Genomic DNA, 25,587 nt, shown 5'->3' with positions numbered 1-25,587 from the left:
AAGGAGGTTTTTGTGTCGGCAACAATTATTGATGGAAAAAAAGTAGCTAAGGACATAACAGAGGCATTAAGACAGGAAGTAGAGGCACTGAAGGCAAAGGGTGTGGTGCCCGGCCTTGCGGTCGTCCTCGTAGGTGAGAACCCAGCATCAAAGAAATACGTATCAAGCAAGGAAAAGACTTGTGAATCGCTGGGAATAAAAAGCCTGGGCAACAAAATACCTGAAAACACTACTCAGGAAGAGCTTATGAAGCTCATAGACAATCTTAACAACGACCCGAAGGTTCACGGGATACTCGTCCAACTGCCCCTGCCCAAACACCTCAACGAAAAAGAAGTCATGCACGCAATCTCAGCGGCAAAAGACGTAGATGGCTTTGGGCCTGATTCACTTGGACGGCTGGTGCTTGACGAGCCTGGCTTTCTGCCATGTACGCCACACGGCTGTATGAAGCTGCTTGAGTCCTACGGAGTTGACCCCAAGGGCAAACACGCAGTAGTGGTGGGAAGGAGTGTTATCGTAGGGAAACCCATAGCGCTGCTTCTGCTGAGGCAGCACGCAACGGTGACAATCTGCCATAGCAGGACGCCAGACCTGAAGGAGACATGCCTGAAGGCCGACATACTTTGTGCCGCAGTAGGCAAGGCAGAGATGATCAAAGGTGACTGGATTAAAGAAGGCGCCGCTGTTATCGACATAGGCATCAACGTCAAAGAAGACGGCAAACTAGTCGGCGACGTGGAGTTTGAAAAGGCAAAGGAGAGGGCTGGGTTTATAACCCCTGTCCCCGGCGGCGTTGGGCCTATGACTATAGCCATGCTCATGTACAATACAGTCGAGGCGGCTAAGGCAACAGTAAAATAAATAGCAAAGTGAGGACAACATGATTATATCAAAAAAGAAATCTCATGAAGATCTCATGGAGAACTTCAAAAAATATGACAGTTTCTATCTGATTGGCTGTTCTGAGTGCGCTTCTCTGTGCGGGACAGGCGACGAGGCAGCCATGAAGACGCTAAAAGAGGAACTTGAAAAGGAAGGCAAGACCGTAACCGGTATGATCGTGCCAAAGACGGGGTGTCAGACGCTTGGTACAAAAATAGAGTTGAAAAAAGACAAAGACGCCTGTGCGGCCGCAGATGCAATCGTAGTAATGTCCTGCGGCGCAGGGACACAGTCAGGCGTTGAGATATTCCCTGATAAACCCGTATATCCGTCAAACGACACCATGTTTCTGGGAAACATGACCAGGTTTCAGGTATTTGACGAGAGATGTTCCCTGTGCGGTGACTGCATAATAGACAAGACCGGCGGTATCTGCCCGATTACGAATTGCCCGAAGGGGCTTTTAAACGGACCCTGCGGCGGCATGAAAGACGGTAACTGCGAAGTCAGTTCAGAGATCAAGTGCGCCTGGGTGCGTATCTACGAGAGACAGAAAAAGGTAAATGAGCTTGATAAAATGAACGATATACTACCGCCCAAGGACTGGTCAAAAAAGCAAAACCCGCACGCAATGGCAAGGCCGGATAAAGATAAAAAAGAAAAGAAGGCCTGAAGATAAGGCAGTAAGTTAAGGCAGCGGCAGGACTTAAATTGCGGCTGCCTTTGGCATTTGAAAGCAGCTTTTCGTGGTGCCATAGTGTCTGCCCTGACCTAATGAATCTACTTTTGACACAAATCATTGGCTTTTAGTCTTATAGAAATATAGCCGCTCTATGACATCATAGGGGTAACAATTCCATAAAATGGGTGTAAAATCCTACTTAGTACAAAAATGTCAAAATATTTATCGTGTAAATACAGTCACTTAGAAAGAATATGTACTGGCACAAATATTGCGTATTATATGGAGAATGAAAAGCGAAAAAATAAGAAGAATTATTAATTTTATTGTTTTCTTAGCAGCACTGTACATAGGTATTATTGCTATTGTCGCATGGCGGCAATATCAGGATTCGATTAAAAAACAACTTCAGACTTTAGAAGCTGTAGCAGAACTTCATATCCGAATAATTGAGGCAAAGATTGAATATGAGTCGAGCAAAGCTGTAAGCAGTGATTCACAACATCAATCAATAATCGAACAAAAAGTTATTGTTGAAATTCAAAAGTTACAAACTGTAAGACAAAATGGCTTTGGTCAGCCTATTGATTTTGTCTGGGGGAAGCGTAACAGCGATAGGATTGAACTCTTGCTTGCATCAAATCATAATAAGACCAACTCTATAGCATATGATGCCAAGTGTGTGGAACCGATACGACTTGCCATTCAAGGGCATAAAGGCCATATGATTGGATTGGATTGTAACAATGAAGAAGTGTTGAATGTTTATATGCCACTTAATGCACTTGGTCAGAATTATGGGATCGTTATGAAGATAGACATGGCTATAATTCGAAACCCTTTAATTATTGAAGGAATAATAGTCTTCATTTTAGTTATGTTGACTATGTTAATTGGTGTTTATGCGTTTATGTTGTTCACAAAGCCAATTGTTACTAGAACTAAGGAATCTGAAAAAAAGTTTAGACTCCTGGTAGAACAGTCTCTTGCAGGAATATATATCATTCAAAACAGGAAGCTATCATATGTAAATCCGCGTTTTGCACAGATATTAGGTTATGATCATCCAGATGAAATCATCGAGAAATTAGCCATAGAATTAGTTTCTGAGGAGGATCAAAAAGAGATATCAGAAATACTTTATAATTTAGAGCATAGTATGTTTGTCATCCGCAAATGGCTTATCAAAGATGGAGCTGGAAGAAACTATTCTCTTCGATGTATAAAAAAAGACAATGGATTTGTGAATGTTGAGATACAAGCATCGCGTATGCTAATTAATGGAAAGCCAGCGATTATCGGAATGCTGCAAGATATTTCTAAACAGATTGAAAATGATAAGAACGTGCAACAACTTAAAATTGCAAAGGAAGCGAGCCGGGCAAAAAATGAAATACTTTCTAAGGTAGCCCATGAATTGCGTACACCGTTAAATGGAATTTCTTTAGGTGCGCAGACATTAATTAAAGCTTGCAAAGAAGGTATGCTTTTGCAGCGAGAAGATATGCTTCTTAACATTTTAGTAAAAGTTCATCGCTCCACTCGTCAAATGAATAGCATGGTTGCTGGATTACTTGAATTTTCCAAAATCGAAGCTGGTGTAATTGAACCTCACTATGAAGCCGTAGATTTACGTCAGGAATTAGACGCAACTAGGTCAAGTCTATTGGACGATATTAATGCTAAAGAATTAGAACTTAAATTGGAGATTCAAGCTGATATACCTTTAATTCGAGTTGGTAAACTGCAGTTAATGCAAATATTGTCAAATATAATTGGAAATGCGATTAAATATACAGAGAAAAATGCATTAATTGTTGTGCAGGCAGAAGTTGTAGAGGATGATATGGTTTTAGTAACTGTCAAAGATACAGGTCCTGGTATGGATGAAGAAACACTCAAACATATCTTCAAGTTATTTTGGCGCTCCCAGAAAACTAAGCATATTGAGGGGACTGGTTTAGGACTTGCAATTTGTAAAGCGCTTATCGAGACTATGGGTGGAAAGATTTGGGTTGAGAGTGAGTTAGGCGTTGGAACTACATTTTATTTCACACTTAAACAATGGAGGGGATAATGAACGATATTAAAGTGCTAGTTGTTGATGATGATGAAAATACTCGCTATTACTGTGATATTAATATCCAATATCTTGGTTACACTGTTCTTTTAGCCGATGATGGTCAAAAGGGTTTGGAAATGGCAGTCGAAAGTCAACCAGATCTTATAATTCTAGACATTTTGATGCCAGGCTTGGATGGTCTTCAGGTTTTGGATCAACTAAAACAAAATCCAAAGACTTCTATTATCCCTGTGATCATGTTATCGGCTGAAACTTCAGTATCACAAATTGAAAAAGCCCTTTTTAATGGTGCGGATGACTATGTTAAAAAGCCACCTGAGTTGATAGAACTGCTTGCAAGGGTAAAAAGTTTAGCAAAAAGAGGCCAGCTTGAGAAGGAACGGGTAGACTATTATAAAAATGCTGTTGTTGTTCAACAAAGGTTTTTGACAAATGGAGAAGAGTCTGCAGAATTCCTTAAGCAAGCTAGGCTGAACGCTGTGTTTTTCAATGAACCCGCCTTGGATATTTCCGGTGACTTCTGGATACATAATAAAACACCTGATGGCAAAGTTGGGCTTTTCGTAGCCGACATTTGTGGGCATGGCTATACACCAGCGCTTATGTCAATGCGGATTTTGTCTATTTTCGATTATTGTCCTGTGCCATCATTTCACCCGAGTGAGTTTTTAGTAAGCATTAATAGATGTATTCATGGTGTTTTGTCAAAAGAAGATAGTTTTGTGGCTGGACTATATATTATCTTCGAGCACAACAGAATTATTTTTTCAAACGCGGGACAACCAACTCTATTTTTGCTTCGAGACAGAAAGGTAATCGAACTTACTATTTCATCTGGTATGCTTGGTATATCACCTAATATAGAACACAGTGAGATGGAACATGACTTTAAAAAAGGAGATCGCCTGATTATATATACTGATGGTTTATATGAGAATAAGAATAGTAAGGAGGAAGTAGTTTTAGGGAGGTTGACTGCCTGTTTGCAGACTAATTATTCCTTGCCGATAAAGGAGTTGAGCGACACACTTGTCGCTGAAATGAGACAGTGCACTAATGGCAAATTTGAAGATGATGTTACACTTATTATTATCGAAAAGGAATAGTTAGCTAATAGATTAAGTGCGTGGGGGATGTAGCGTCTCCCTCATGTTCTCTTAAACTGCTTTCTGAGGTTGTCGATAGATATAAATATCTGTGTGGGTCTGCCGTGCGGGCAGTGTTCCGGGTCATTAGCGGAGCTAAGGTCATCAATTAACCTGGATAATTCCTCGTCTGACAGTACTGCCTTCCCCCTCACCGAACTATGGCAGGCTATTCGCTTGGCAATTATGTCTTTTATAATATCAACCGGTGATTCTACCGTTACATCAACAAGGCTTGAGGCAATGTCTGATAAAATCGCAGTAATGTCAGCGCTTGAAAGCTCAACCGGCACTGCCCGTACAATAAACATATCTTTCCCGAAATCTTCTATCTCTATTCCCATGTCATTAAGCAGGCTGAGATTGCTGCAGAGCAGCGCATAGTCTCTTGCAGGCAGACTGACGTTATAAGGAAAGAGCAGTCTGTTTATAATCAGGCTGCAAGAATTTTTAAATTTTTCATAGAGTACCCTCTCATGAGCGGCGTGATGGTCTATAACGCAGAGGCCATCCTTATGTGCGTAGGCCGCGTACACATCGCCAAGATAGATAAAATCCCTCGCGTGAGTCAGGGCTAATTGTACAGGGGCGCAGTTCTGGGAGGAAGGGGCTGCTACTGTAGTATTTTCAGAAAATACTGAGTTCATATTTTGGGGACGCGGTGTGGCTATTGATTCGGATTTGTCTTCGGCTGTCGAATTAGCGGGAACAGGAGGCACCTCCGGCTCAGAGGTCTTAATAATGGCCTTACCTATACATGAAAGGGTCATGCGGTATACAGAGTCGCGGTCGGCGAAGCGGACTTCTTTTTTTGTTGGATGTACGTTGAAATCAACCTCTCCGGGGTCTACCCCTACGTATAGGAAAAATATAGGGTGCTGCCCGTCTCTGATTAGTGTCTTGTATGCCTGATAGACCGCGGCTCTGAGGACATTGTCCTTGACCGGCCTTCGGTTGATAAACATGTACTGGTGGCTTTTGGAACGTCTGTAAAATCCCTCCTTTGACGCAAAGCCCTCTAACATATGAATAGACAGCGCTGGTGTCTCTTTTTTAAACGACATGAGGCCGTTTAAGAATTCACCGCCGTAGATTTGCTGTATCCTCTCTTCTAATGCCGCAGCGCTTGGCAGGTTCATCGCCTCTCGTTCGTCAATGTTGACAACAAATTTCACGTTAATATAGGACAGTGCGGCGTTGGTAATTGTCTCAAATATGTTAGATAATTCGTTTTGCGTACTTTTGAGGAATTTCTTTCTGGCCGGTGTGTTGTAAAACAGCTCTCTGACCTCGATAGTTGTCCCAATGGCGGCACATTCGCGCGCTCCCTTAACCGTGCCGCCATATATTTCTATTGTGGTGCCGGTTGATGAGCCAGCGTGAGCGGTGGTTATTGTCATCCTCGACACTGATGCGATGGACGACAGCGCCTCGCCTCTAAAGCCAAGCGTTTGAAGGCGAGACAAATCACTCTCCTGTCTTATCTTGCTTGTGGCGTGTCTTTTGATGCAGTTGTGGGCATCCTCAGCAGCCATACCACTGCCGTCGTCAGCTACTCGTATCAGGTGCTTGCCGCCGTTTAAGATATCTATTTTGATAGAGGAGCTGCCAGCGTCAAGGGAATTCTCAACAAGTTCTTTTACCACTGACGCTGGGCGCTCAATCACCTCACCGGCGGCTATCTTATCAATGAGCGTGCTGTCAAGTACCTGAATAACCGGCATTATTACATACCCAGTACCGCCGCTACCGATGGAAACTTCGTGAAGTCAGTATGCGGGATAAACATGGCCGACATATACTCATCCATATAATCACCAACCACAGAAAGCTCTATGTAGGTCATCTTCGACGCAATTGACTCAAGCTCTGTCCTCAGAGAATCAGACATCAGCGTAAGATATGCCCCAATAATCGATGTGTTTCCTAAAAACACATATTTCTCTGCCGGTAAGTCGGGAATCATGCCAAACATTATGGCCTTTTCTACGTTGAGTGAGTTACCAAAACCCCCGGCAACGTAGACCTTCTCTAACACATCCAATGTAAGCCCTGCCTCACGCAAGAGCAGAGAAACACCGGCAAAGATAGCAGCCTTTGCCCTGATCAGATTTTCCATATCGACAGTTGTCAGCACAATGTCGCGCTGCGGGTTGTCTGCCTTGTAAATCAAAAACTCAAGACCGTCTTCGCCTTCACGTACCAGCGGCGTCTTAGCGGGATTGAACACACCCTTTTGATTTATTATGCCAGCCTTGTATAGCTCAACAACGGCGTCAATCATACCGGAGCCGCAAATCCCTGCCGGTACCTCGCCGCCTATTACGCTAATGGACGGAGTCAACGTGTTGGGGTCAATGCTTATAGATTCGATTGCCCCCTGAGTTGCCCTCATGCCGAACTTTATACCGCCGCCTTCAAAACACGGCCCTGCCGAACACGCCGCCGTCATAATCCATTCGTCGTTTCCAATGGCGACCTCTGCGTTTGTCCCAATGTCCATGAAGAGCGATATGCCTGAGCTTCGGTGCATCTTTGAGGCAAGAATCCCGGATACAATATCACCGCCCACGTAGCTGGCAATCGATGGGGTTGTGTAGAGCGCTGCCTGCGGGTTGATTGCAAGTTTTGCCTGAGAACCGTCCCAGAGCGGATAGTAGTTTATAGTTGGAATATAAGGCTCTTCCCTTATTGAGGCGGGGTTGAGTCCCCAGAAGATATGTGCCATTGTGGTGTTTCCTGAAATCACTGCCGCCTCTATATCGTGTCTTTTTATATTGTGTTTCGTGATGAAAAAATCCACGATTGTATTTATGTCGCCAACAACGGTATCGCGAAGGTCTGCAAGTCCCCCGCCCTCAGTGGCGTGGATTATTCTTGTAATAACATCGTCGCCGTACTTAGTCTGAGAGTTATATGTAGAGCCTATGTCTATGACCGTGCCATCGGCCAGGTCAACCAGATAGACCACCACGGTGGTAGTACCGATGTCAATGGCAAGACCGAAGCGTCTGAGAGATTTTCCCGTGGGATAGACAGAAATGGCATCAAATGAGGTATCGTTCGTCTTTGAATACGCAATGTCTGCATTAAAGCCGCCTTCTCTGAGGGTTTCCATAAGCGTTGATACAAATTCATGGGAATATCTCATCGTGGTTATCCCTATATCGCCAAGAGAGCGGCTGAGGCGTTCAAGGTCGCCGATGTTGTCCTGAATACTTGGCGGGGGAAGGGTCAGAGACACGCGTTTTGCAAGCGGGTCAAAGCCGGTGTCATAGGATTTAAGATACGCTGCCGTGTCTTTAAATATACTTACGGCTATCTTGCCGCCAAGTACAAGTTTTGAGTGTTCAGGGATTTCAATCTGTAAATCAGCGTTTGCTGTGGTCAGGCAGGCCAGCACAATTCCATCGTCACGCTCTTTTTGGCCAAGCTTTCCATAGGATTTGACCACTGCGCCGCCGCTTGCGACTTTCACCTGACACTTACCGCATGTGCCCTTACCACCGCACGGTGAGACGAGAAATACCCCGTTGGCCTTAAGGGTTTCGTATATTGTTACGCCTTCTTTTATATCAAAGGACTTACCGCCGGTTATTGATAATTTCATTAATCTTCCCCCATGTTTTAATTTTTTTACAGATGTATCTACCAATCAGGGCTAGCTGTCTTTGTCAGCGGCGTTATGAATAACGACGACAACGCCGATGTTTTTTTTCTGATCGTCTGATATTGCAATGGAGCTAAAGCCAACCGGACGCTTCAGACCGGTCTTTGTGGTTAATACGCAGTCTGTGCCAATTGCCATTCCCTCGTCGATTGCCTTACGAAGCGGGTTATTCGGTGTGACGTCAAAAACCACGCGAAGCTCCTCACCAATGGCCTTAGCTGCATCCCAGCCGGTTATAGCAGCAGCTCCATTATTCATAAACATCACCGTGCCGTCTACATCTGTTGTTATAACGGCGGCTGACATGAGCTTTAAAATGGCAACCAGCCACTGTTCACTTTTACGCAGCTTTTTCTGCATATTGTGTTTGTATAAGGCAAATTCAATATTTATCAGCAGTTCCCGCCCCTCGAAGGGTTTTAAGATATATCCATAGGGTGTGGTGTGCTTTGCCCTGCTTAGTGTGGCGTCGTCTGAAAAGGCGGTTAAGTAGATAATTGGTACATCAAAGCGGTTATGTATAATAGAGGCAGTCCTGATGCCGTCAAGTTCCCCTTTCAGAACGACATCCATTAAGATAAGATCAGGGACGGCCTCTTCTACATGTTTTATCGCCGCCTCACCTGTTGAGACTATGGCCGTAACAGTAAAGCCTAGCTCAATCAGTCTGTCCTTAATGCTCATGGCAACAATGCTCTCATCCTCTACGACAAGAATCCTGGCGGATGAGTCGTTATCATCAATCATTGGTACCTCTCTTGCCATATTTTAATTCTTTGAAAACTATCCAAAAGCTGGCCCCATTGTTAGAGTTAAACTCAAGCGTACCTTCCAGTTGTTCAACAGTGAGGGCATTGACAAGCCTCAGTCCAAGTGTTTTAGAGTTTTTCAGGTCAATCCCCTCTGGAAGTCCTATTCCTGTGTCACTGACAGTAAGTTTAAAACGTCCATCATCAAATTTATGCAGACTGACGCTAAGTCTGCCGCGCTGCCCACCCTTAAACGCGTGCTTAAGTGAGTTTGAGACAAGTTCATTGATAATTAATCCGCACGGTACGGCGGTATCTAATCCTATTGTAGCATTTTCAATATCTGTATTCATAAATATTCTTGAAGTATCAACACAGTAGGAGCGATACAAGTGATCAAGCAGATTGGTAAGATATTTTGCAAAATCAATATCTGCCATATTGTCCGACTGGTAGAGTTTTTCATGTAAGAGCGCCATTGTTTTCAGGCGATTTTGGCTGTCCTTAAACATTTCCAGCGTTTCAGGGTCTTTGATATACTTTGTCTGCAGCTCTAGAAGACTGGAGACTATTTGCAGATTATTTTTTACCCTGTGGTGAATTTCACGAAGCAGCACTTCTTTGTCTTTCAGCGAGCGCATGGCAAGTTTTTCGGCATTAGTGCGCTCGACAATCTCTTTTTGCAGCTCTGCCGTGCGCGTTTCGACAAGCTCCTCAAGATGGTCACGATAGCTGCGCAGTTCCTCCTCCATCTTTGCCCTTTGTATGAGTTCAGCCTTAAGATCAAGTTCAACCTTCTTTAGAGCAATCGAATGGGTAACCATGCCCAGAAGTTCGTATATATTAAATGGTTTCCGCAGGAAGGCACTGATGCCAAGCTCAAAACATCTCTCCATGTCATCGTCGCTGCCGTGACCGGTCAGGACGATTACCGAGCATGGGTCAGCAGGCGTCAACTTTATCTTTCTGAGAAACTCCACGCCATCCATGACGGGCATTCTAAGGTCAAGGATTATCAGAATTGGATTCACCTTGTGGTATAGCTCAAGGCCCTCTTTGCCGTTCATGCCGGAATATATGCTATAGTCATATTTGCTCAGATGTTTTGTAATAGCATCGATAACGATCTGCTCATCATCCAGAATTAGAATTTTATCTCTTACCAACAGTCCCTCCAACCGGTATCGTAATCGTAAACACCGTACCCTTGCCAACGGTTGAATCACAGAGTATGGTGCCGTTGTGTTCACTTATTATACCATAAACGATTGAAAGGCCAAGGCCTGTGCCCTTGCCTACCTCTTTGGTAGTATAAAAAGGCTCAAATATTTTGTCGATAATATCTTTATTTATACCAGAACCGTTGTCATAAAATTTTAGGATTATTGATTTCTTTCTTACAGAATGACGCGCGGTAATGCGAATAACAGCGTCCTCCTTACGGGGTGGGAAGGCGTCTATGGCATTTTGCAGCAGATTAATAAACACCTGCTCCAGTTGGTTGGCGTTTCCCATAAAATTCGGAATATCTGTGTCAATCTCCCTGATTAATGTAATATTGCTCAGTCTTATTCTCTCACCCATGAGAAGCATTGTGTTGTCAATTGCAGTTTCTATGTTTATCAAGCGCATCTCAATGTCGTCTCTGCGGCCAAAGGTACGCAGATGTTGGATTATATCAACGATTCGTGCGACTTGTTTATAGGCTGTCCTTGAGTCGTTTTCAGTGTCGTCTATGTTAAAGCAATCCTTTTTAATATCGAACAAAAGTCCCTGAATGAAACTGCTGATATATGTAAGAGGCTGATTTATCTCGTGCGCTATGCCGGTTGAAATCTCACCAAGCGTCGCCATCTTAGAAGACGTAAGCATCTTAACCTGAATGCGCTTGGTCTCCTCTTCAAGTTTTTTCAACTCTCTCATATCGTGGGCAGCTAAAATAGTCTCGTTGCCTATATTGCCAAGCCTGGAAAGATTCGCAAGGATGGGTATCGAGACGGCTTGCTTAGTCTTCATGTTCATTAGAACGTCTTTGGCGGAACCGTTACGCTGTGCCTCAAGTATATATTCAATGATATTGTCTTCAAATATTTCAACGACGCTTTTGCCAACGAGTTCACCCTCTGAATAGCCGAGGAGCTGATAAGCGGTTTGATTAATAGTCTTGATTATGTTGTCAGGGCCAGCCACTAAGAGGGCATCAGTGAGGGACGACAAGACGGTCTCAAGATATGTATTTGCATGAAGCAATTCACCTGTCCTTTCTTTAACCCTGAGTTCAAGCAGGTCATTAATCTTCTCAAGGGATTCTTTGGCCTTTTTAATTTCTGAAAAGTCATGAAAAATTCCCCTGGCAACGGCTTGCCCAGTGTCTTCATAGCTGCAGTTAACGCTTCCTATGACGGCTATTGGGCTGCCATTCTTGTTAACAAACATCATTTCAATATTACTGATTGAGCCGCCGCCCAGTACCATGTCAAAAAGTCCAAGGCACCTGTCTCTGTCATCAGGATGAATAATGTCAGCTAGCGTCAGTGTTGAGACCTCTTCATTAGAATAGCCCAGGGTGTTCTGCCACGAGCGGTTTACATATATAAACTTACCACCCGTATTAACAATCTGTATCATATCATGTGCATTGTCGAAGAAGTCCTGGAGTTGTTCCTTATTTTTTCTAACCTCCTCTTCGGCAAGTTTTCGTTCGGTTATGTCTGTAATAAGCCCGTCATAGGCAACTAACCGCCCATCGCTTTCATACCTGGGGACGGGGGTATTTCGCACCCACTTTATATGACCGTCCTTGTGTATGATGCGATGTTCGACAGCCTGAAAAATCCCGCCGTACAATACCTTTTTCCCCAGCCTGACAACGGCGTTTTTATCCTCATTAGGAACCATACTAAGCCATAAAAAGGAGTTCTCGGCAAACTCTTCAGGCGTATACCCGGTAACTGCTACACAGCCCGGCCCATGAGTAGTAGAGACAGGGACGCCGTCTTTGACATCTACGGTGTAGATATAGTCGGTAATAGCATCAAGCAGCCGCCGGTATCTGGTTTCACTTTGTCTGAGGGCATTGTCGGCAAGTTTTCGTTCTGTAATGTCAGAAATAAGGCCGTCATAAGCGATGAGCTGCCCGTCTTTGTCATGTCTGGGGACTATAGTATTTCTTATCCAGCGAATAGAGCCATCCTTGTGCCAGATACGGTGTTCAATAGGTGGCACGGTCTCACCGCTGAGGACGCGCTGTGCAACAGAACCAACAAAATGACGGTCATCCTCATGAATCATCCTGTACCATAAATACGCGTCCCTTTCAAACTCCTCAGACGAATAGCCGGTAACACCTATACAGCCGGGGGCATGACTAGTAGATACCGCCATGCCGTCTTGCACCTCCACCGTGTGCATATAGTCTGTTATAGCCCCGACCAGTCGCTTATATCTGTTTTCGCTCTGCCTTAGGGCCTCTTCTACCTGATTCCTTTCTGTTATCTCTGACTGGAGTTTCTTATTAGTATTGTCAAGCTCAAGAGTACGCTGAAAGACGCGTTCCTGCAAGACAATATTAGACTCGAAAAGTGATGTGATGTTGCTCTCTACGCGGTCTTTAAGGGATTTCCTAAGATTGTCGACAAAAGACAGCTTATTTTTTATGGATTTAATTTTATCGTCCAGCTCATCGCTAAACACTCTGGTCTCCTTGCGAATATCTCCTTACTGCGTTACAAATGTTTCACGTGAAACATTTTATATCTTGCAAATACCCTGAAGGTCAAAGGTGAATGTATTCCAGTTGTTGCACACCGGACACCTGCCGCTCCACTCATCAGAATGTGCCCTGCAATGTGTGCATATGTAGGGAATCCATAATGCCTTTTTTAAGTCAATTATCTTTAGAAATTCCTCTGCTGCCTTTTCACACTCACCCCTTTTCAGATAGACCCCGCCTCTTAACATGTGAAGCTCAGGATAAAATACACCTGAGTCGAATCCCTTTAGTGAATCCATTGCCTCATCCAGCATCTCCAGTCTATAGTAGAGCTTGCCCTGAAACAGCCTCAACGTATCGCTTGATGGGTCCTCAGACTGTGCTGTCCTGTATATCTTTAACAACCTCGACGGCTCGCCTGTTGTTATCAGCAGGTCTTCTATTCTTGCAAGGATTATTACTGATTTCGTAAGCTCTCTTGCCTTTTCAAGATACGTGATGGCAGATTCAGCCGACTCCTCTTTTAACATAACCTCAGCTATCCCTAAGTGCGCCGGAATGAAGCCAATGAAGCCGTCGTGTTCATTCAGAATTTCCTTAAATTCTTTTTTTGCCACATCCAGAATATTAGTCTCCAGACACTGCCTGCCGTACTCGTATTTATATCCAAGTAGTCTCTGCTGTTCCTGTGCGTCTGGGCCATTTGGCCCATTTGGTAAGACATTAATTATCATCTGTTGTGTTGTTAATACCTTGTCCCATGCAGACTGGCGTTCATATATATCACGTTTTATGTAGAGCGCTGTCAGATTGTCCTGTTCAATGCTCAGAACTTTCTCGCAGGTTTCCTCTGCCTCGCCGTATTTTTGTTCTCTCATTTTTATGTCGGCTATCTTACACAGCGCCTCTATTTTTTGAACATCCATCTTGTGGGAGTCGATTTGTTGCTCCTGGTCGCCTGGCTGTACCGCCTTTTTATAGTACTCAAGCGATTTAACATTATCATGGGCTTCAAAGTATATATCGCCTAATTTTATTAGCGACGGGATGTGCTCATGATTTTCCTTTAAGGCAAGCTCAAAGTCTTTTATCGCGTCGTCTGTTCGTTTTCCAATCATACTATGTATTGCCTTTGAATAATACAACTGCACTAACTCATCTTTTTTACGTTTTTTTACGATTTTTTTTGTCTTAATGTAGTTTCTCGTATCTCTTACCACAAAAACTAAAAACATAAAGGCTGAACCAGCCGTGATTGAGATCATTATCAGGGCTATCTGTGGCAGCTCATAGTAGAAATCATTTGTTATCATAACCTTCACAGTATTCATGTTGTACAAGGACAGATAGAATATCGTGAAGAGGAATCCTATAGTCATTAAAGACATAAATTTAAACATAGTTAAATTCCTTATACTGTTTTCCAGAGTGTGTATCGTCTGGTTCAATGCGTCTTGGAGCGTCGAGCCAGAGCTTCTCAAGTTCGTAGTATCTCCTGTACTCATCGTCAAAGATATTTACCAGTACATCTCCATAGTCCAGCAGCACCCATTTCGCGTTACTCAGGCCCTGAATGCTCATTGGGCGTCTGCCAAATTCCCGAAGCTTCAGCTCGACGTTCTCCGCAAGTGCCCGTATTTGTGGTGGGTTTTCTCCGGTGCAAATTATCATGTAATCTGCTGCCGCCATAACCTCAAACATCTCTAACGTTATTATGTCCCGTGCCATCTTTGCCTGCAGCGCCTTTATTATTATCTCAGCCTTTTCTGGTATATTTTGCAATTGGCTCCCTTTTATAAGATCATCTTATTTTATACAACTCATTGTTGATTATATATGATTCTACGCTTTCGGGCAAGAGATATTTTATTGTCCTGCCCTCCATGATTGACTGTCTTATTTCTGTAGACGAAATATTATGCGGAGTTATGTGGGCAACGCTCAGGTGTCTTCCATTTTTTAGCCTTATCTGTGACAGCCTGTCATTCATTCTTATGTTATCTTTGTCTATATAGGGGGAGTCTTTTATCTTTTCCATCGGGATAGGCGGTCTTGTCATAACAAGGAGTTTGACATTGACCAGGATTTCATCTGCCTTAAACCATTTAGGCATTTCTAAAAACGCATCCAGCCCCAAGACAAAACATATTGTATCACCAGGGTACTGCCTCTTCATTTCCCCTATGGTATTTACCGTATAAGATGCCTCTTCAGATTTGCTTTCGATATCTGATAGGACGAAGTCTGTGTTACCGGTTATGGCAAGCCTGGTCATCTCAAACCTGTGGTGTGATGGTGCCAGTGCATCTCTTTTTAGTGGAGGGTTATTCGCAGGGATAAAAACTACCTTCTCAAGTGGAAACATCTCCCGCAACTCCTCTGCCGCACGCAGATGACCATAGTGTATGGGATTAAACGTCCCGCCAAATAATCCAATCACTGGTTTTCCCGGGTTTGTGTTGGTATTGAAGGCATATCTCCCTGTTCAAACCACTACGACTGAGTTATCTGCCTCATATCTGTCAGCCTTCCAGTCATTTTCCCATATTGTGCCGTCTACTATGTACTTAAACTGGTAGTCCTTATCAGCATCGAGGTCGATAGTTATCGTAAAATTCCCATTTCTTGATTGCCTCATCATGTGCGATGATGTATTCCATGCGTTAAAATCACCTGCTATTGCCACTGTCACTGCGTTGGGGGCGGCCTCTTTTTGCAGAGTAAATGTGACGCGGCAGATGTTTGTATCTTCAATATATACCTTCTTAAAGCCTGACGCTGGCACAGCTTTCTTCGGTGAGACTGGCTTTTCCTTTGTCTTATGTTCCGGTGATTTTTGCAATTGAGCTGTTTTATTTTCAGCATGAGGCAGCTCAAGCGCCTCTTGTGGTAACTCTGATTTTTTCGTCTCTGCTGTTGATACATCACTATTTTTAACTTCAATATCTTTTATCCTGATCTTTTTAAGTTTATTATCTGCTACAGCGGTCTGCCTTTTTTTTCTGTACATAGTCATTAAATTTTTCTTTTTTATCCTCCTCATATCTCCTCCTTAATTTGGCCTGCCCTGTCAAGATGCAACACCTTTATTCACCGGTGAATTTAGGAATATGTCAGCAATTTCCAATTTATATAACTTTATTGTACAATATCTAAGTATCACAGGAGAACTATTAAATTGAAAAACTATGACAATGACGATTATTTTTCTATAGCCGATTCTGCACCGGCATTCATATGGACATCTGACATATACGGGCAGCGCAACTACTTCAACAGAGTATGGCTGGACTACACCGGCAGGACAATTGAAGAGGAACGTCAGGGTAGGTGGATGGAAGGGATACACCCTGATGACTATATGAATTACTACGAATCGTTCAACGCAGCATTTTCAACCCTCGTGCCGTTTAAGGCCGAGTACAGGCTCAGACGCAAGGACAATGTCTACCGCTGGGTACTTGATACAGGCACGCCGCGTTATAACGCAGAGGGCACATTCGTCGGCTATATAGGCTCTTGCGTAGGCATTGCCGAGCGCAAACAGATGGAGGAAAAACTCATCAGAAGCAACTCCATGCTGAAATCACAGCAGGAGGCATCAATCGATGGAATACTGTTTCTCGATGAAAACAACAACATATCAAGCTCCAATGTCCTGTTCTGTCAGATGTGGGACGTTCCGGATGAGTTGTTAAGGAATGAAGACGGACGTACACTTCTGGATTACTTAAAGACACGAATGGAAAACCCTAAAGACTTCATAACTGACGATGATGGTGTACTCACCACAAATACCAACAGCACTGCTCTTGTTATGAAAGATGGCAGGATATTTTCCCAGCACCTGGCCAATGTAACGTCACCAGAAGGCGGTAACTATGGCAGAATCTGGTATTTTCGTGATATTACGTGGCGAACTAAAATAGAAAATGAACTCAGGCAAAAAACTAAGTCCCTTGAGGAGCTTGCGGCACATCTTGAGGAAAGGGTAAAACAAGAGGTCGAAGAAAGAGTAAAGCAGGAGAAAATACTCATACAACAAGCAAAAATGGCTTCGATGGGTGAGATGATCGAGGCAATCACCCATCAGTGGCGTCAGCCTCTGAATTCCCTATGTCTGATTATTCAGGACCTTGCTGATACATTTACCAGCGGTGAATGCGACAAACCATTCATGGAAGATGCCGTCACGGACTCAATGCAGCAAATAAACTACATGACCAGAACAATAGATGATTTCCGAAATTATTTTAAACCGGCAAAGACAAAAGAGACATTCGACTCAGTGCAAGCCATAAAAGAAGTGCTTTCAATAGCCTGGGGACAACTAAAAATACACTCCATCCTTGTGCAAATAAACGGCACTGCCTATGACCCAAACCAGTCCGTTGATGTAGACAGGTTTTTCTTGTCAACATACAAAAATGAGTTTAAGCAAGTAATCCTCAACATTGTCAATAACGCAAGAGACGCCTTAAAGTCAGCACCAAAGCCAAGACAAATATCATTTGAGCTGTCATCCAATAACTCCACATTGATAATAAACATCAGTGACACAGGCGGTGGAATCCCTGAGAATATATTAAATAAGATATTTTCCCCCTACTTTACGACGAAAGAACATGACAAAGGAACCGGCATCGGCCTCTACATGTCTAAAATGATAGTAGAGAATAATCTGTCGGGGAAAATATATGCCTCTAATACAAAAGACGGGGCGTGTTTCACTATAGAGCTTGCGCTATAAGCCCATCCATCTGCGTATCCGTAAGACTACTGACAACGTGCAGCCTTACAGACACACTTAGTTACCTTAGTCCATCTTAGTCACGGGGTCACGGGGTCACGGGGTCACGGGGTCACGGGGTCAACGGGGCAAAACCAATTTAAGCACTTTTACAACAGTTGCCTACTAATCAAAGAGATCTTTTGGTACTTTGCCACCACATAGTTTTATTAAATGTTTTAAAGCCCTAGCAACCTGCTTAGCAGCTGTTTCACTCTCACATTGAAAATAACCGTAGTTATAGATTTGTTCGAGTTTATAATTATCCTTCAGCCTCTCAACAATGTACTTAACGTGAGGCTTTTCGTCCGAAGTGGCGTAACTGACGCTGTTAGCGATAAGACCAAATTTGATACCGTTAGTTGAAGGCCATACACCAGGGGAAGGGCTCTCTGGGTTTAACTTTTCTAACGAGGCATATCTCCTGTGCCTATAGTTGCCATCGTAAGCCTTGGTCTCAGTAATAAGCATACATCCTTCAAGGAATACATTATCCTTTGTTTCGGCATTATCGTTATCAATCGTGCATCTTTCTTTTATATATGCGAATGTTTCTTCTTTAGATATGTCCTTTTTTGGCCCTTTCCCATCGTCTTTTTCTGATTCACTAAAACAAGGAGACGATAAACTTAACGTTAAGGCTACTGCAGTAAATAAAAGCAACAACAGGTGTAGTGTTTTTCCCTTCGTGTAGATCATTGTTTTATCCTCCTATTTCCCGTTTGATATGACCCCATATTATACAATATGTGCTGTCTACATCAACGATATTTAGTGCCTTCAATGAAGGCTTACCTCAAGCTTAATTATAAAACAAACTTCTGCTAAAAGTCAAAAACAGCCCTTGTGCGCGTGGGAGCTGCGAGAGTAGTTATTTGCCAATACAAAAATCACTGAATATCTTCTCAAGAATATCCCCAGTTGTAATTGTCCCTGTGATTCGCCCTAAGGCGTTGAGGGCTGTTCGCAGCTCAAGGGCGGTTATTTCATATGGATTGTCTATGCGCAGACATTCACGTGAGTTTTCCATCGCTGCCACCGCCTCATCCAGCGCAGTCTTATGTCTGAGGTTTGTTACGATTACGCCTTCGTGAGCGTCTTGAGACTTGGGGGCGTTACTTCCCACAATGTGGCTGTACAGGGTTTCTTTTAAAGCATCAAGGCCAAAGCCTGTAAGCGCGGAGATGTTGACAATCTTTACTGCGGTGTCATGGTTTGTAACGCCTCTGTATTGACCAGTTAAAAACTCATTGGAGAAAGCCATTTCCTTGTCTGCCTTGTTGATGGCTATGATTATGTCTTTGGAGGCTGTACGCCTCAATATCTCCTCATCTTCGTTGGTAAATACCGTGCTTCCGTCAAAAACTGCTATGACCAGCGCTGCGGCCTCTATAGCGGCAATCGAGCGGGTTATGCCTTGTGTCTCGGCAAGCCCGCTGCCTTCTCTGATGCCTGCCGTATCCACTATCCTCACGGGCAGCCCTTTAATGTTAAGAGCCTCTTCAATCGTATCCCTTGTCGTACCCGGTAATGGGGTTACGATTGCCCTGTCTTTTTTCAGCAGGGCATTTAACAAGGAGGACTTCCCAACGTTGGGTTTGCCCACAATGGCCACGCAGAGGCCCTCACGGTAAAACCTCCCAAACGAGTATGATTCAGACAGGGATTTTAAGCCCGTTACTATTGAATTAATATTACCAAGCATCGCGGACTTATCAGCCGGTTCTATGTCATCTTCCGGGAAGTCTATCTGTGCCTCCACCTCGGCGCACATTGAGATAAGCTCGTTGACGATTGGCAATATGACTGATGAAAGACCGCCTGAGAGCTGTTCAAGGGCAAGCCTCCCGCTGCTGAGGGTTGCGGCATTGATAATGTCCAGTACGGCCTCGGCCTGTGCAAGGTCAATCCTGCCGTTTAAAAATGCGCGCATTGTGAACTCTCCGGGCGCTGCAAGCCTTGCTCCTGCATTCAGGCTTATCTCAAGCGTCTTACTTACAGTGAGCAGGCCGCCGTGACAGTTTATCTCTGCCACATCCTCAGCGGTGTAGGTCTTCGGTGCGCGCATTACGCTTAACAGCACCTCGTCAATTTTTTCACCAGTTTCGGGGTCGATTATGAATCCATGGGCAATGGTAAATGAGGGCATGGAGGAAACCTTTTTGTCATTTGGTGAGGAAAATATCCTCTCTGCAATATTTATTGCCCCCCCACCGCTTATCCTGACAATGCCGATGCCGCCGACTCCGTGGGGGGTTGAGATGCCTGCTATGGTATCATCTGAAAGATTTATATTTGACATTGGACGACAGAGCCGCCGCCTCTACAATTATTGCCTGAACAAGTCCTTCGATGGTAGCCTTTTCAGCCATTATGCCGACAGTCAGGCCAGCCTTTTCTATGGCCTTTTTTGTTACAGGGCCGATGGCGGCTATTGTGACTTCTCTTAACAGTTCAGTGGTATCACTGCCGATGAATTCCTGCAGGTTGTTAAATGACGACGCGCTTGTAAATGTGGCCATAGTAATCTTACCCTCTCTGAGGAATCTCTCCAGCCTCTTGGCGTGTGTCTGTGGTTTGATTGTCTTATATGCAGCAGGGGTGTCGATATGTCCACCTAAGTCTCTAACTGCATCTGGGAACGTCTCACGCGACTTTTCAGCCCGCGGCAGGAGAAATCTTTTGCCTTTTACTACATCAGCCCCATCTTTTGTAAATAATTTAACTAATCCCTCTGCATTAAATTCCTCTGGAACGGCTGCGGGTAACAGCCCATAGCCTTTGAGGGTTTCGGCTGTCTTTTCGCCTATGGCACAAAGTCTGATTCCCTTCAGGTCTCGAATATCCTTATTTTTGTCAATGAGGCGGTTAAAGAAATATTTAAAACCGTTTGAAGATGTGATAATTATCCAGTCATATGTCTCAATAGTATCAATTGCCGCATCAAGCGCGTCATATGAATCCGGGGGGACGGTTTTTATCGTAGGAAACTCAAATATCTCAGCCCCCATTTCCTCTAACGGCTCGTAGCCCACTGTATATTGCCTGGTTATGAGAATGCGCTGCCCAAACAAGGGCTTTTTCTCATACCAGTTCAGGGTGTCTCTCAGACCCACTGTGCTGCCTACTACCATGACGGCAGGCGGTCTGATTTTTTGGCCCTTTGCCGTCTCCGAAATATCCTTCAGTGTAGTGGTTAATGTCACCTGCTCAGGGCGCGTGCCCCATCTTATTATAGCTGCCGGTGTGAGCGGGTCACGTCCGTTCTTTATCAGTTTTGACGTTATGTAGTCTATGTTTTTAACGCCCATCAGGAAGACAAGTGTATCAAACCCTTGAGCAATAGCAGGCCAGTTTAGTTTACTGTCCTTTTTAGTCTCATCCTCGTTACCAGTGACAACGGCAAAAGATGATGAGTGCTTGCGGTGCGTCAGTGGAATCCCTGCATAGGCCGGAACGCTTATTGCTGAGGTGACGCCAGGGATTATCTCGAAATCGACACCGTGAGCGGCTAAGATTTCGGCCTCCTCTCCGCCGCGACCAAATACAAACGGGTCACCGCCTTTTAAACGGCAGACGATTTTCCCCTCAACGGCCTTTTTCAGGAGAGACTTGTTTATTTCGTCTTGAGTCATCTCGTGTCTGCCGCCGCGTTTCCCTGCGTAAATCAACTCAGCCCCCTCTTTTGCTAAATTAAGAAGGCGGCTGTTTACATGAAAGTCATAGAGTATGGTATCTGCCTTTTGGATACACCTGTGCGCCTTAAGCGTAAGCAGCCCAATGTCACCCGGACCAGCTCCGACTAAGAATACCTTACCCTTTGCCTTTTTCATAGACCTCCATGAGTATCTCACCCGCGCCGCGCCCAATGAGGTCTTCAGCAAGGGCGGTACCTAAGCGCTCCGAATCACCCGCATTGCCCTCAATAACACCACGAATCATCCTGGCGCCGTCAACGCTTCCCACCAGACCGGCTATCCGAATGCCACCGCCCAGAGTGGCGTGCGCCGCTATGGGTACCTGACAGCCGCCCTCAAGCCTCTTTAAAAATGCACGCTCAGCCCGAACACAAACTGCTGTCTCCGTGTGGTTCAACTGCCCTGCGATGGCGTTTATTAATTTATCTTTAGAGTGCGATATATCTGTTCTGCATTCTATGCCGATTGCGCCCTGCCCAATTGCAGGCAGGCTGACATCAATGGGCAAGACTTCGGTTATCCTGCTATCTACGCCAAGCCGCTTCATTCCGGCAGCCGCTAATATTATCGCATCACACAGCCCCTCGTCGAGTTTTCTGAGGCGTGTGTCAAGATTTCCCCTGAGTTGAATTATCTTTAGGCCTGGTTTCAGATTGAGCAGTTGGCAGGAGCGCCTGAGGCTGCTTGTCCCCAGTGCCGCCCCATCGGGCATGGCGTCAAAACTACCAATCCCCTGTTTATTTCTGGCGACAAAGGCATCGCGCGGGTCTTCTCTTTCACATATGGCCGCAAGGTGAAGACCTTCGGGGAAATCCGTCGGTACGTCTTTCATGCTGTGGACTGCTATGTCGGATTCACCCCTGAGAAGTGATTCCTCTATCTCCTTAACGAAGAGGCCCTTGCCGCCGATCTTTGACAGTGGAACGTCTGTGATTTTATCTCCTGTAGTCTTTATTATTTTAAGATGCACGGTAATCTCCGGCTGAAGCTGCTCTATCTGCCGCTTGACCCATTCGGCCTGCCAGAGCGCCAGCTTACTGCCACGTGTCCCTATTGTAATTTCCATTTGAATTTATGAGCCTTCGGTTATCTGATCACATCGGCGCCCATGTAAGCCCTGAGGACTTCTGGTACTACAATGGAGCCGTCTTTTTGCTGGAAATTCTCTATAATAGCGGCCACAGTTCTCCCTATGGCAAGCCCTGAGCCGTTTAGTGTGTGAACGAATCCGGTGCCTTTTGCCCGTTTAAAGCGTATTTTGGCACGGCGCGCCTGAAAATCTTCGAAATTTGAACATGAAGAAATCTCTCTGTAGCGTGTCTGCCCGGGAAGCCAGACCTCTAAATCATATGTCTTAGCCGCAGAAAACCCTATGTCTCCAGTTGACAGCAGCACAACTCTGTAGGGTAGGCCAAGCTGTCTGAGAATGTCCTCGGCATCAGCCGTCAGGCCCTCAAGCTCATCGTAGGAGTGTTCTGGTTTGACGAATTTGACAAGTTCAACCTTATTAAACTGGTGCTGCCTGATAAGCCCCCGTGTGTCTTTACCATAGGAGCCGGCCTCACGCCTGAAACACGGTGTGTACGCGGTATAGTATATCGGCAGGGCATCTTCTTTGAGGATTTCACCGGCGTGGATATTTGTAACAGGCACTTCGGCAGTGGGTACGAGATAAAATTCAGGGTCGAGTGTACGAAACAACTCATCAGCAAACTTGGGAAGCTGCCCCGTGCCGATCATGCTCTCACGATTGACCAGAATGGGAGGCATTATCTCCGTGTAGCCGCACGCCCGGTTATGGTCAAGCATAAAGTTCATAAGGGCACGCTCCAGGCGCGCCCCGAAACCTTTCATTATAGAAAACCGTGCTCCGGCAATCTTAGTCGCCCTGTCAAAGTCAATAATATCGAGTGACTTAGCGATGTCCCAGTGGTTTAATGGTGGGAAGTCAAAATGCCGCGGTTCGCCCCATTTTCTGACCTCCACGTTATCAGTCTCGTCTTTGCCGACGGGGACTGTAGCGTGAGGTATATTGGGTATAATCAGGACAATAGCGGAGATTTTCTCTTCGATAGATTTTAGTTTTTCTTCAGCCGCTTTTATGGAATCTGAGACTTCCCTGACCTCAGAGGTTTTGTCTTTGGTCATGTCGATACTATGGTCAGATTTTTGTTGAAGTTTTTTCATCATACCGATTTCCTCGGAGATGAAGTTACGCCTGCTCCTGAGTTCATCGGCCTCTTGTTGAAGCCTGCGGCGTGACTCTTCCAGTTGGAGGAGTTCGTCAATATCAATAGTGGAGTTTCTACTAAGAAGCGCCTCTTTTACGAAGCTGGTGTTTTCACGAATAAACCTAAGATCAAGCATATGCTATTATACTATAAAGCCACAGCCAGATGGTAGTTAAAATAATCTTAAACCATGATGTAAACATCGTTGTCATGCCAGAAGAAGGTTTTAGTGGAATTTGCAAAGATACCTATATTTAGCGGCGGGCTGGTTCCATGCCTTGACGACACAAGCACGGCAAATCTTTGCAATAAAACCTTATGATTTATGGTTTTAATGAGTTTCAAGTTGAATACTTAGTGCCTCAAGCGGTCATAAACATCGTGAAAGGACTTGATGATGCCAAAATAGCAGTCTTACAGAGTACCGTTCAAACACTACAGAGTGATGTTGGAAAAGTTTTTTTGCATATCGCGCAATGGCTTCGTTTAAAAAAGAATGGAGCAGATCACATTCGGAAAGCTCTTAGTCTATTGTCAGAATATTTCGGTACATTTAGTAATATTGAAGGAGAAAACTATACAGATAAGCCTGAGATTGTCAGCTCGGATCAGGGTGTGCAGTTTACAAGCAATGAGTTTACCGGCAAACTTCAGAGCGCAGGCATCAGGATAAGCATGGATGGTCGAGGCAGGTTGTTCGATAACATTTTTGTTGAGCGTCTATGGAGAACAATAAAATACGAGGGTTATATCCACAATTACCAGAGCATCCGTGATGCTCGTAACAGTCTACAAAATATCATGGTTTTCTACTGCCGTTTTTAGGATCATAGTTCTATCCTCAGCTCACACCATCCATCGATATTTCTTGCCGATATCGTGCCGTTCATGTTCTTCTCAATTATAATCTTTGCCATATATAGCCCCATTCCAGTTCCTCGTGTTTTGTCCTTGGTGGTAAAGTATGGATCAAACACCTTATCTATTATATCATCAGGTATATCACCGCCATTGTCCATAATGCTTATGATACTTTTGCCTGTTAGGTCTTCTTTATATAATTTTATCTTTATTGCAGCGCCGGTGAGGTTCTTTTGTTCAAACTTGTCCTTTGCATTCGTCATGATATTCAAAATTACGTGTGCAAATTCGTTTGGATAGCCTCGTGTATTCAACCTCTCATCTAATTCATTCTCAATAACTATATTTTTCTCTTTAATGTATCCAGATAGAAGCAGTTGAGATTTCTTTATCTCATCTGATATGTTGAACTCCCTCTGGTCCTTCTCGTGGCAATACATCTTTCTGAAATTATCTATAGTTTCTGACAGCATGTTCAACTCAGACATCGCATTGTCAATCATTCTATCTAAATACTGCTCGTCTAGCTCATCATGGTGATATGCATCTTTTATCTCCTGAACCGAAAGTCCTATCCCACAAAGAGGCTGTCTCCAGTGGTGCGATATATTGACAAGCAGCTCACCCATCGATATGTGGCGGGATTGTTCATACATGAGCTGGTCCTTTACCCTGCTCTTTTCAACCTCCTCAGCCACTCTTTTTATCAGGGTTTCATTTAGCGCTGTTAAGGCATCCTTGTTCAGTTTTTGCTTAGTGACATCTTTCAGCGTAAGTAGAAACAACTCAATATCCAAATCTTTATCTAATACCGGCACTAACCTGATATCCCAATATGTTATGCCCCACTCAGGATGGTCAGGGAAGATGAAAGGACGCTCTGATACCGAGTACGGAGCCTTGCGTCTCTTAGTTTTTTCGGCTTCGAGTTGAAAATCTGTTGGATAGATTTCAAAATGATTACGCCCTATTAGTTCAGCTTCGTCTCGCTGGGGGTCTGCGTCAGGAAATAGGGTATTTATGCGACGCGACTTTCCCAGAAATCTTCTAAACGCTCGGAAAGAGAGGTGCAACGTAAAGAA

21 protein-coding genes are annotated in these 25,587 nt (G+C 44.4%); 6 read left to right on the top strand and 15 right to left on the bottom strand.

All coding sequences use genetic code 11. The features are described 5' to 3' along the window. Positions 1 to 12 precede the first annotated feature (12 nt). The 4 genes from folD (at position 13) to ASN18_RS10875 (ending at position 4,756) form a co-directional block, all read left to right on the top strand. Positions 13 to 864, top strand: a complete 852-nt coding sequence (gene folD, locus ASN18_RS10890; protein ID WP_085052772.1) for a bifunctional methylenetetrahydrofolate dehydrogenase/methenyltetrahydrofolate cyclohydrolase FolD — start codon at positions 13 to 15, stop codon at positions 862 to 864. Positions 865 to 883: 19 nt separating this feature from the next. Next, on the top strand, positions 884 to 1,558 hold the full coding sequence (locus ASN18_RS10885; protein WP_085052771.1) for a methylenetetrahydrofolate reductase C-terminal domain-containing protein: 675 nt from the start codon (positions 884 to 886) through the stop codon (positions 1,556 to 1,558). Between the two features lie 298 nt (positions 1,559 to 1,856). After that, entirely contained in the window at positions 1,857 to 3,644 is a 1,788-nt protein-coding gene (locus ASN18_RS10880) for a PAS domain-containing sensor histidine kinase (protein ID WP_085052770.1), read from the top strand. Next, positions 3,644 to 4,756 carry a SpoIIE family protein phosphatase gene (locus ASN18_RS10875; RefSeq protein ID WP_236861688.1) on the top strand — a complete coding sequence of 371 codons (1,113 nt, stop codon included), beginning with the start codon at positions 3,644 to 3,646 and terminating at the stop codon, positions 4,754 to 4,756. Before ASN18_RS10880 ends, ASN18_RS10875 begins: the two co-directional genes overlap by 1 nt. A gap of 41 nt (positions 4,757 to 4,797) precedes the next feature. Here the strand turns inward: ASN18_RS10875 and mutL are convergent, their stop codons facing one another. The 9 genes from mutL to ASN18_RS10830 are packed head-to-tail and all read right to left on the bottom strand — an operon-like array spanning position 4,798 to position 15,969. Further along, on the bottom strand, positions 4,798 to 6,519 hold the full coding sequence (gene mutL, locus ASN18_RS10870; protein WP_085052768.1) for a DNA mismatch repair endonuclease MutL: 1,722 nt from the start codon (positions 6,517 to 6,519) through the stop codon (positions 4,798 to 4,800). Between the two features lie 2 nt (positions 6,520 to 6,521). After that, positions 6,522 to 8,405 carry an ASKHA domain-containing protein gene (locus ASN18_RS10865; protein ID WP_085052767.1) on the bottom strand — a complete coding sequence of 628 codons (1,884 nt, stop codon included), beginning with the start codon at positions 8,403 to 8,405 and terminating at the stop codon, positions 6,522 to 6,524. A gap of 51 nt (positions 8,406 to 8,456) precedes the next feature. After that, a complete protein-coding gene (locus ASN18_RS10860; RefSeq protein WP_236861687.1) occupies positions 8,457 to 9,212 on the bottom strand; it encodes an ATP-binding response regulator in 756 nt (251 codons plus the stop codon). Further along, positions 9,205 to 10,380 (bottom strand): histidine kinase dimerization/phosphoacceptor domain -containing protein, encoded by a 1,176-nt coding sequence (locus ASN18_RS10855; RefSeq protein ID WP_236861686.1) that lies wholly within the window; start codon positions 10,378 to 10,380, stop codon positions 9,205 to 9,207. The genes ASN18_RS10860 and ASN18_RS10855 overlap by 8 nt, the downstream gene beginning before the upstream one ends. Further along, positions 10,367 to 12,907, bottom strand: coding sequence for a PAS domain S-box protein (locus ASN18_RS10850; RefSeq protein WP_085052764.1), 2,541 nt, complete (start codon positions 12,905 to 12,907; stop codon positions 10,367 to 10,369). The genes ASN18_RS10855 and ASN18_RS10850 overlap by 14 nt, the downstream gene beginning before the upstream one ends. 57 nt (positions 12,908 to 12,964) lie before the next feature. Further along, positions 12,965 to 14,326 (bottom strand): tetratricopeptide repeat protein, encoded by a 1,362-nt coding sequence (locus ASN18_RS10845; protein ID WP_236861685.1) that lies wholly within the window; start codon positions 14,324 to 14,326, stop codon positions 12,965 to 12,967. Continuing rightward, entirely contained in the window at positions 14,319 to 14,708 is a 390-nt protein-coding gene (gene rsfS, locus ASN18_RS10840; RefSeq protein ID WP_085052762.1) for a ribosome silencing factor, read from the bottom strand. Before rsfS ends, ASN18_RS10845 begins: the two co-directional genes overlap by 8 nt. Positions 14,709 to 14,727: 19 nt before the next feature. After that, entirely contained in the window at positions 14,728 to 15,366 is a 639-nt protein-coding gene (nadD, locus tag ASN18_RS10835; RefSeq protein WP_085052761.1) for a nicotinate (nicotinamide) nucleotide adenylyltransferase, read from the bottom strand. A 45-nt stretch (positions 15,367 to 15,411) separates the two neighbouring features. Further along, the gene (locus ASN18_RS10830; protein WP_236861684.1) at positions 15,412 to 15,969 is read right to left on the bottom strand and encodes an isoamylase early set domain-containing protein; all 558 of its coding nucleotides are present in this window, start codon (positions 15,967 to 15,969) and stop codon (positions 15,412 to 15,414) included. Between the two features lie 135 nt (positions 15,970 to 16,104). Between ASN18_RS10830 and ASN18_RS10825 the strand changes: the two genes are divergently transcribed. After that, entirely contained in the window at positions 16,105 to 17,676 is a 1,572-nt protein-coding gene (locus tag ASN18_RS10825) for a PAS domain-containing sensor histidine kinase (RefSeq protein ID WP_085052760.1), read from the top strand. 165 nt (positions 17,677 to 17,841) lie between these two features. On the opposite strand, the gene ASN18_RS10820 is transcribed toward ASN18_RS10825, so the two are convergent. The 5 genes from ASN18_RS10820 to serS all read right to left on the bottom strand — a co-directional run bounded on the left by ASN18_RS10820 (position 17,842) and on the right by serS (position 23,780). Further along, the gene (locus ASN18_RS10820; protein ID WP_085052759.1) at positions 17,842 to 18,414 is read right to left on the bottom strand and encodes a hypothetical protein; all 573 of its coding nucleotides are present in this window, start codon (positions 18,412 to 18,414) and stop codon (positions 17,842 to 17,844) included. Between the two features lie 172 nt (positions 18,415 to 18,586). Beyond that, on the bottom strand, positions 18,587 to 20,017 hold the full coding sequence (gene mnmE / locus ASN18_RS10815; protein ID WP_085052758.1) for a tRNA uridine-5-carboxymethylaminomethyl(34) synthesis GTPase MnmE: 1,431 nt from the start codon (positions 20,015 to 20,017) through the stop codon (positions 18,587 to 18,589). After that, positions 19,992 to 21,548 carry a uroporphyrinogen-III C-methyltransferase gene (cobA, locus tag ASN18_RS10810; protein ID WP_085052757.1) on the bottom strand — a complete coding sequence of 519 codons (1,557 nt, stop codon included), beginning with the start codon at positions 21,546 to 21,548 and terminating at the stop codon, positions 19,992 to 19,994. Before cobA ends, mnmE begins: the two co-directional genes overlap by 26 nt. Next, positions 21,529 to 22,479: a hydroxymethylbilane synthase gene (hemC, locus tag ASN18_RS10805; protein WP_085052756.1), complete on the bottom strand. Its 951-nt coding sequence runs from the start codon at positions 22,477 to 22,479 to the stop codon at positions 21,529 to 21,531. Before hemC ends, cobA begins: the two co-directional genes overlap by 20 nt. A gap of 20 nt (positions 22,480 to 22,499) precedes the next feature. Next, positions 22,500 to 23,780 carry a serine--tRNA ligase gene (gene serS / locus ASN18_RS10800; protein WP_085052755.1) on the bottom strand — a complete coding sequence of 427 codons (1,281 nt, stop codon included), beginning with the start codon at positions 23,778 to 23,780 and terminating at the stop codon, positions 22,500 to 22,502. A 245-nt stretch (positions 23,781 to 24,025) separates the two neighbouring features. On the opposite strand from serS, the gene ASN18_RS18080 reads away from it, so the two are divergent. Next, complete coding sequence (locus tag ASN18_RS18080; RefSeq protein ID WP_435050997.1) at positions 24,026 to 24,469, top strand: hypothetical protein; 444 nt, start codon at positions 24,026 to 24,028, stop codon at positions 24,467 to 24,469. Positions 24,470 to 24,471: 2 nt separating this feature from the next. Here ASN18_RS18080 and ASN18_RS10790 read toward each other — a convergent pair. Next, positions 24,472 to 25,587: sensor histidine kinase (locus tag ASN18_RS10790; protein ID WP_236861683.1), on the bottom strand; the 1,116-nt coding region annotated here is incomplete at its 5' end.

Origin of the sequence: Candidatus Magnetominusculus xianensis (assembly GCA_001541255.1) — a bacterium.
Lineage (GTDB): Bacteria > Nitrospirota > Thermodesulfovibrionia > Thermodesulfovibrionales > Magnetobacteriaceae > Magnetominusculus > Magnetominusculus xianensis.
Note: the sequence above shows the minus strand (reverse complement) of the source record. Positions and strands in the feature narration are given on the sequence as shown.

Bases quoted from the DNA above. Each gene is read 5' to 3' on its own strand.
- ASN18_RS10885 (WP_085052771.1), top strand. From the start codon at position 884: ATGATTATATCAAAAAAGAAATCTCATGAAGATCTCATGGAGAACTTC.
- ASN18_RS10880 (WP_085052770.1), top strand. From the start codon at position 1,857: ATGAAAAGCGAAAAAATAAGAAGAATTATTAATTTTATTGTTTTCTTA.
- ASN18_RS10875 (WP_236861688.1), top strand. From the start codon at position 3,644: ATGAACGATATTAAAGTGCTAGTTGTTGATGATGATGAAAATACTCGC.
- mutL (WP_085052768.1), bottom strand. From the start codon at position 6,519: ATGCCGGTTATTCAGGTACTTGACAGCACGCTCATTGATAAGATAGCC.
- ASN18_RS10865 (WP_085052767.1), bottom strand. From the start codon at position 8,405: ATGAAATTATCAATAACCGGCGGTAAGTCCTTTGATATAAAAGAAGGC.
- ASN18_RS10860 (WP_236861687.1), bottom strand. From the start codon at position 9,212: ATGATTGATGATAACGACTCATCCGCCAGGATTCTTGTCGTAGAGGAT.
- ASN18_RS10845 (WP_236861685.1), bottom strand. From the start codon at position 14,326: ATGTTTAAATTTATGTCTTTAATGACTATAGGATTCCTCTTCACGATA.
- ASN18_RS10830 (WP_236861684.1), bottom strand. From the start codon at position 15,969: ATGAGGAGGATAAAAAAGAAAAATTTAATGACTATGTACAGAAAAAAA.
- ASN18_RS10820 (WP_085052759.1), bottom strand. From the start codon at position 18,414: ATGATCTACACGAAGGGAAAAACACTACACCTGTTGTTGCTTTTATTT.
- mnmE (WP_085052758.1), bottom strand. From the start codon at position 20,017: ATGTCAAATATAAATCTTTCAGATGATACCATAGCAGGCATCTCAACC.
- cobA (WP_085052757.1), bottom strand. From the start codon at position 21,548: ATGAAAAAGGCAAAGGGTAAGGTATTCTTAGTCGGAGCTGGTCCGGGT.
- hemC (WP_085052756.1), bottom strand. From the start codon at position 22,479: ATGGAAATTACAATAGGGACACGTGGCAGTAAGCTGGCGCTCTGGCAG.
- serS (WP_085052755.1), bottom strand. From the start codon at position 23,780: ATGCTTGATCTTAGGTTTATTCGTGAAAACACCAGCTTCGTAAAAGAG.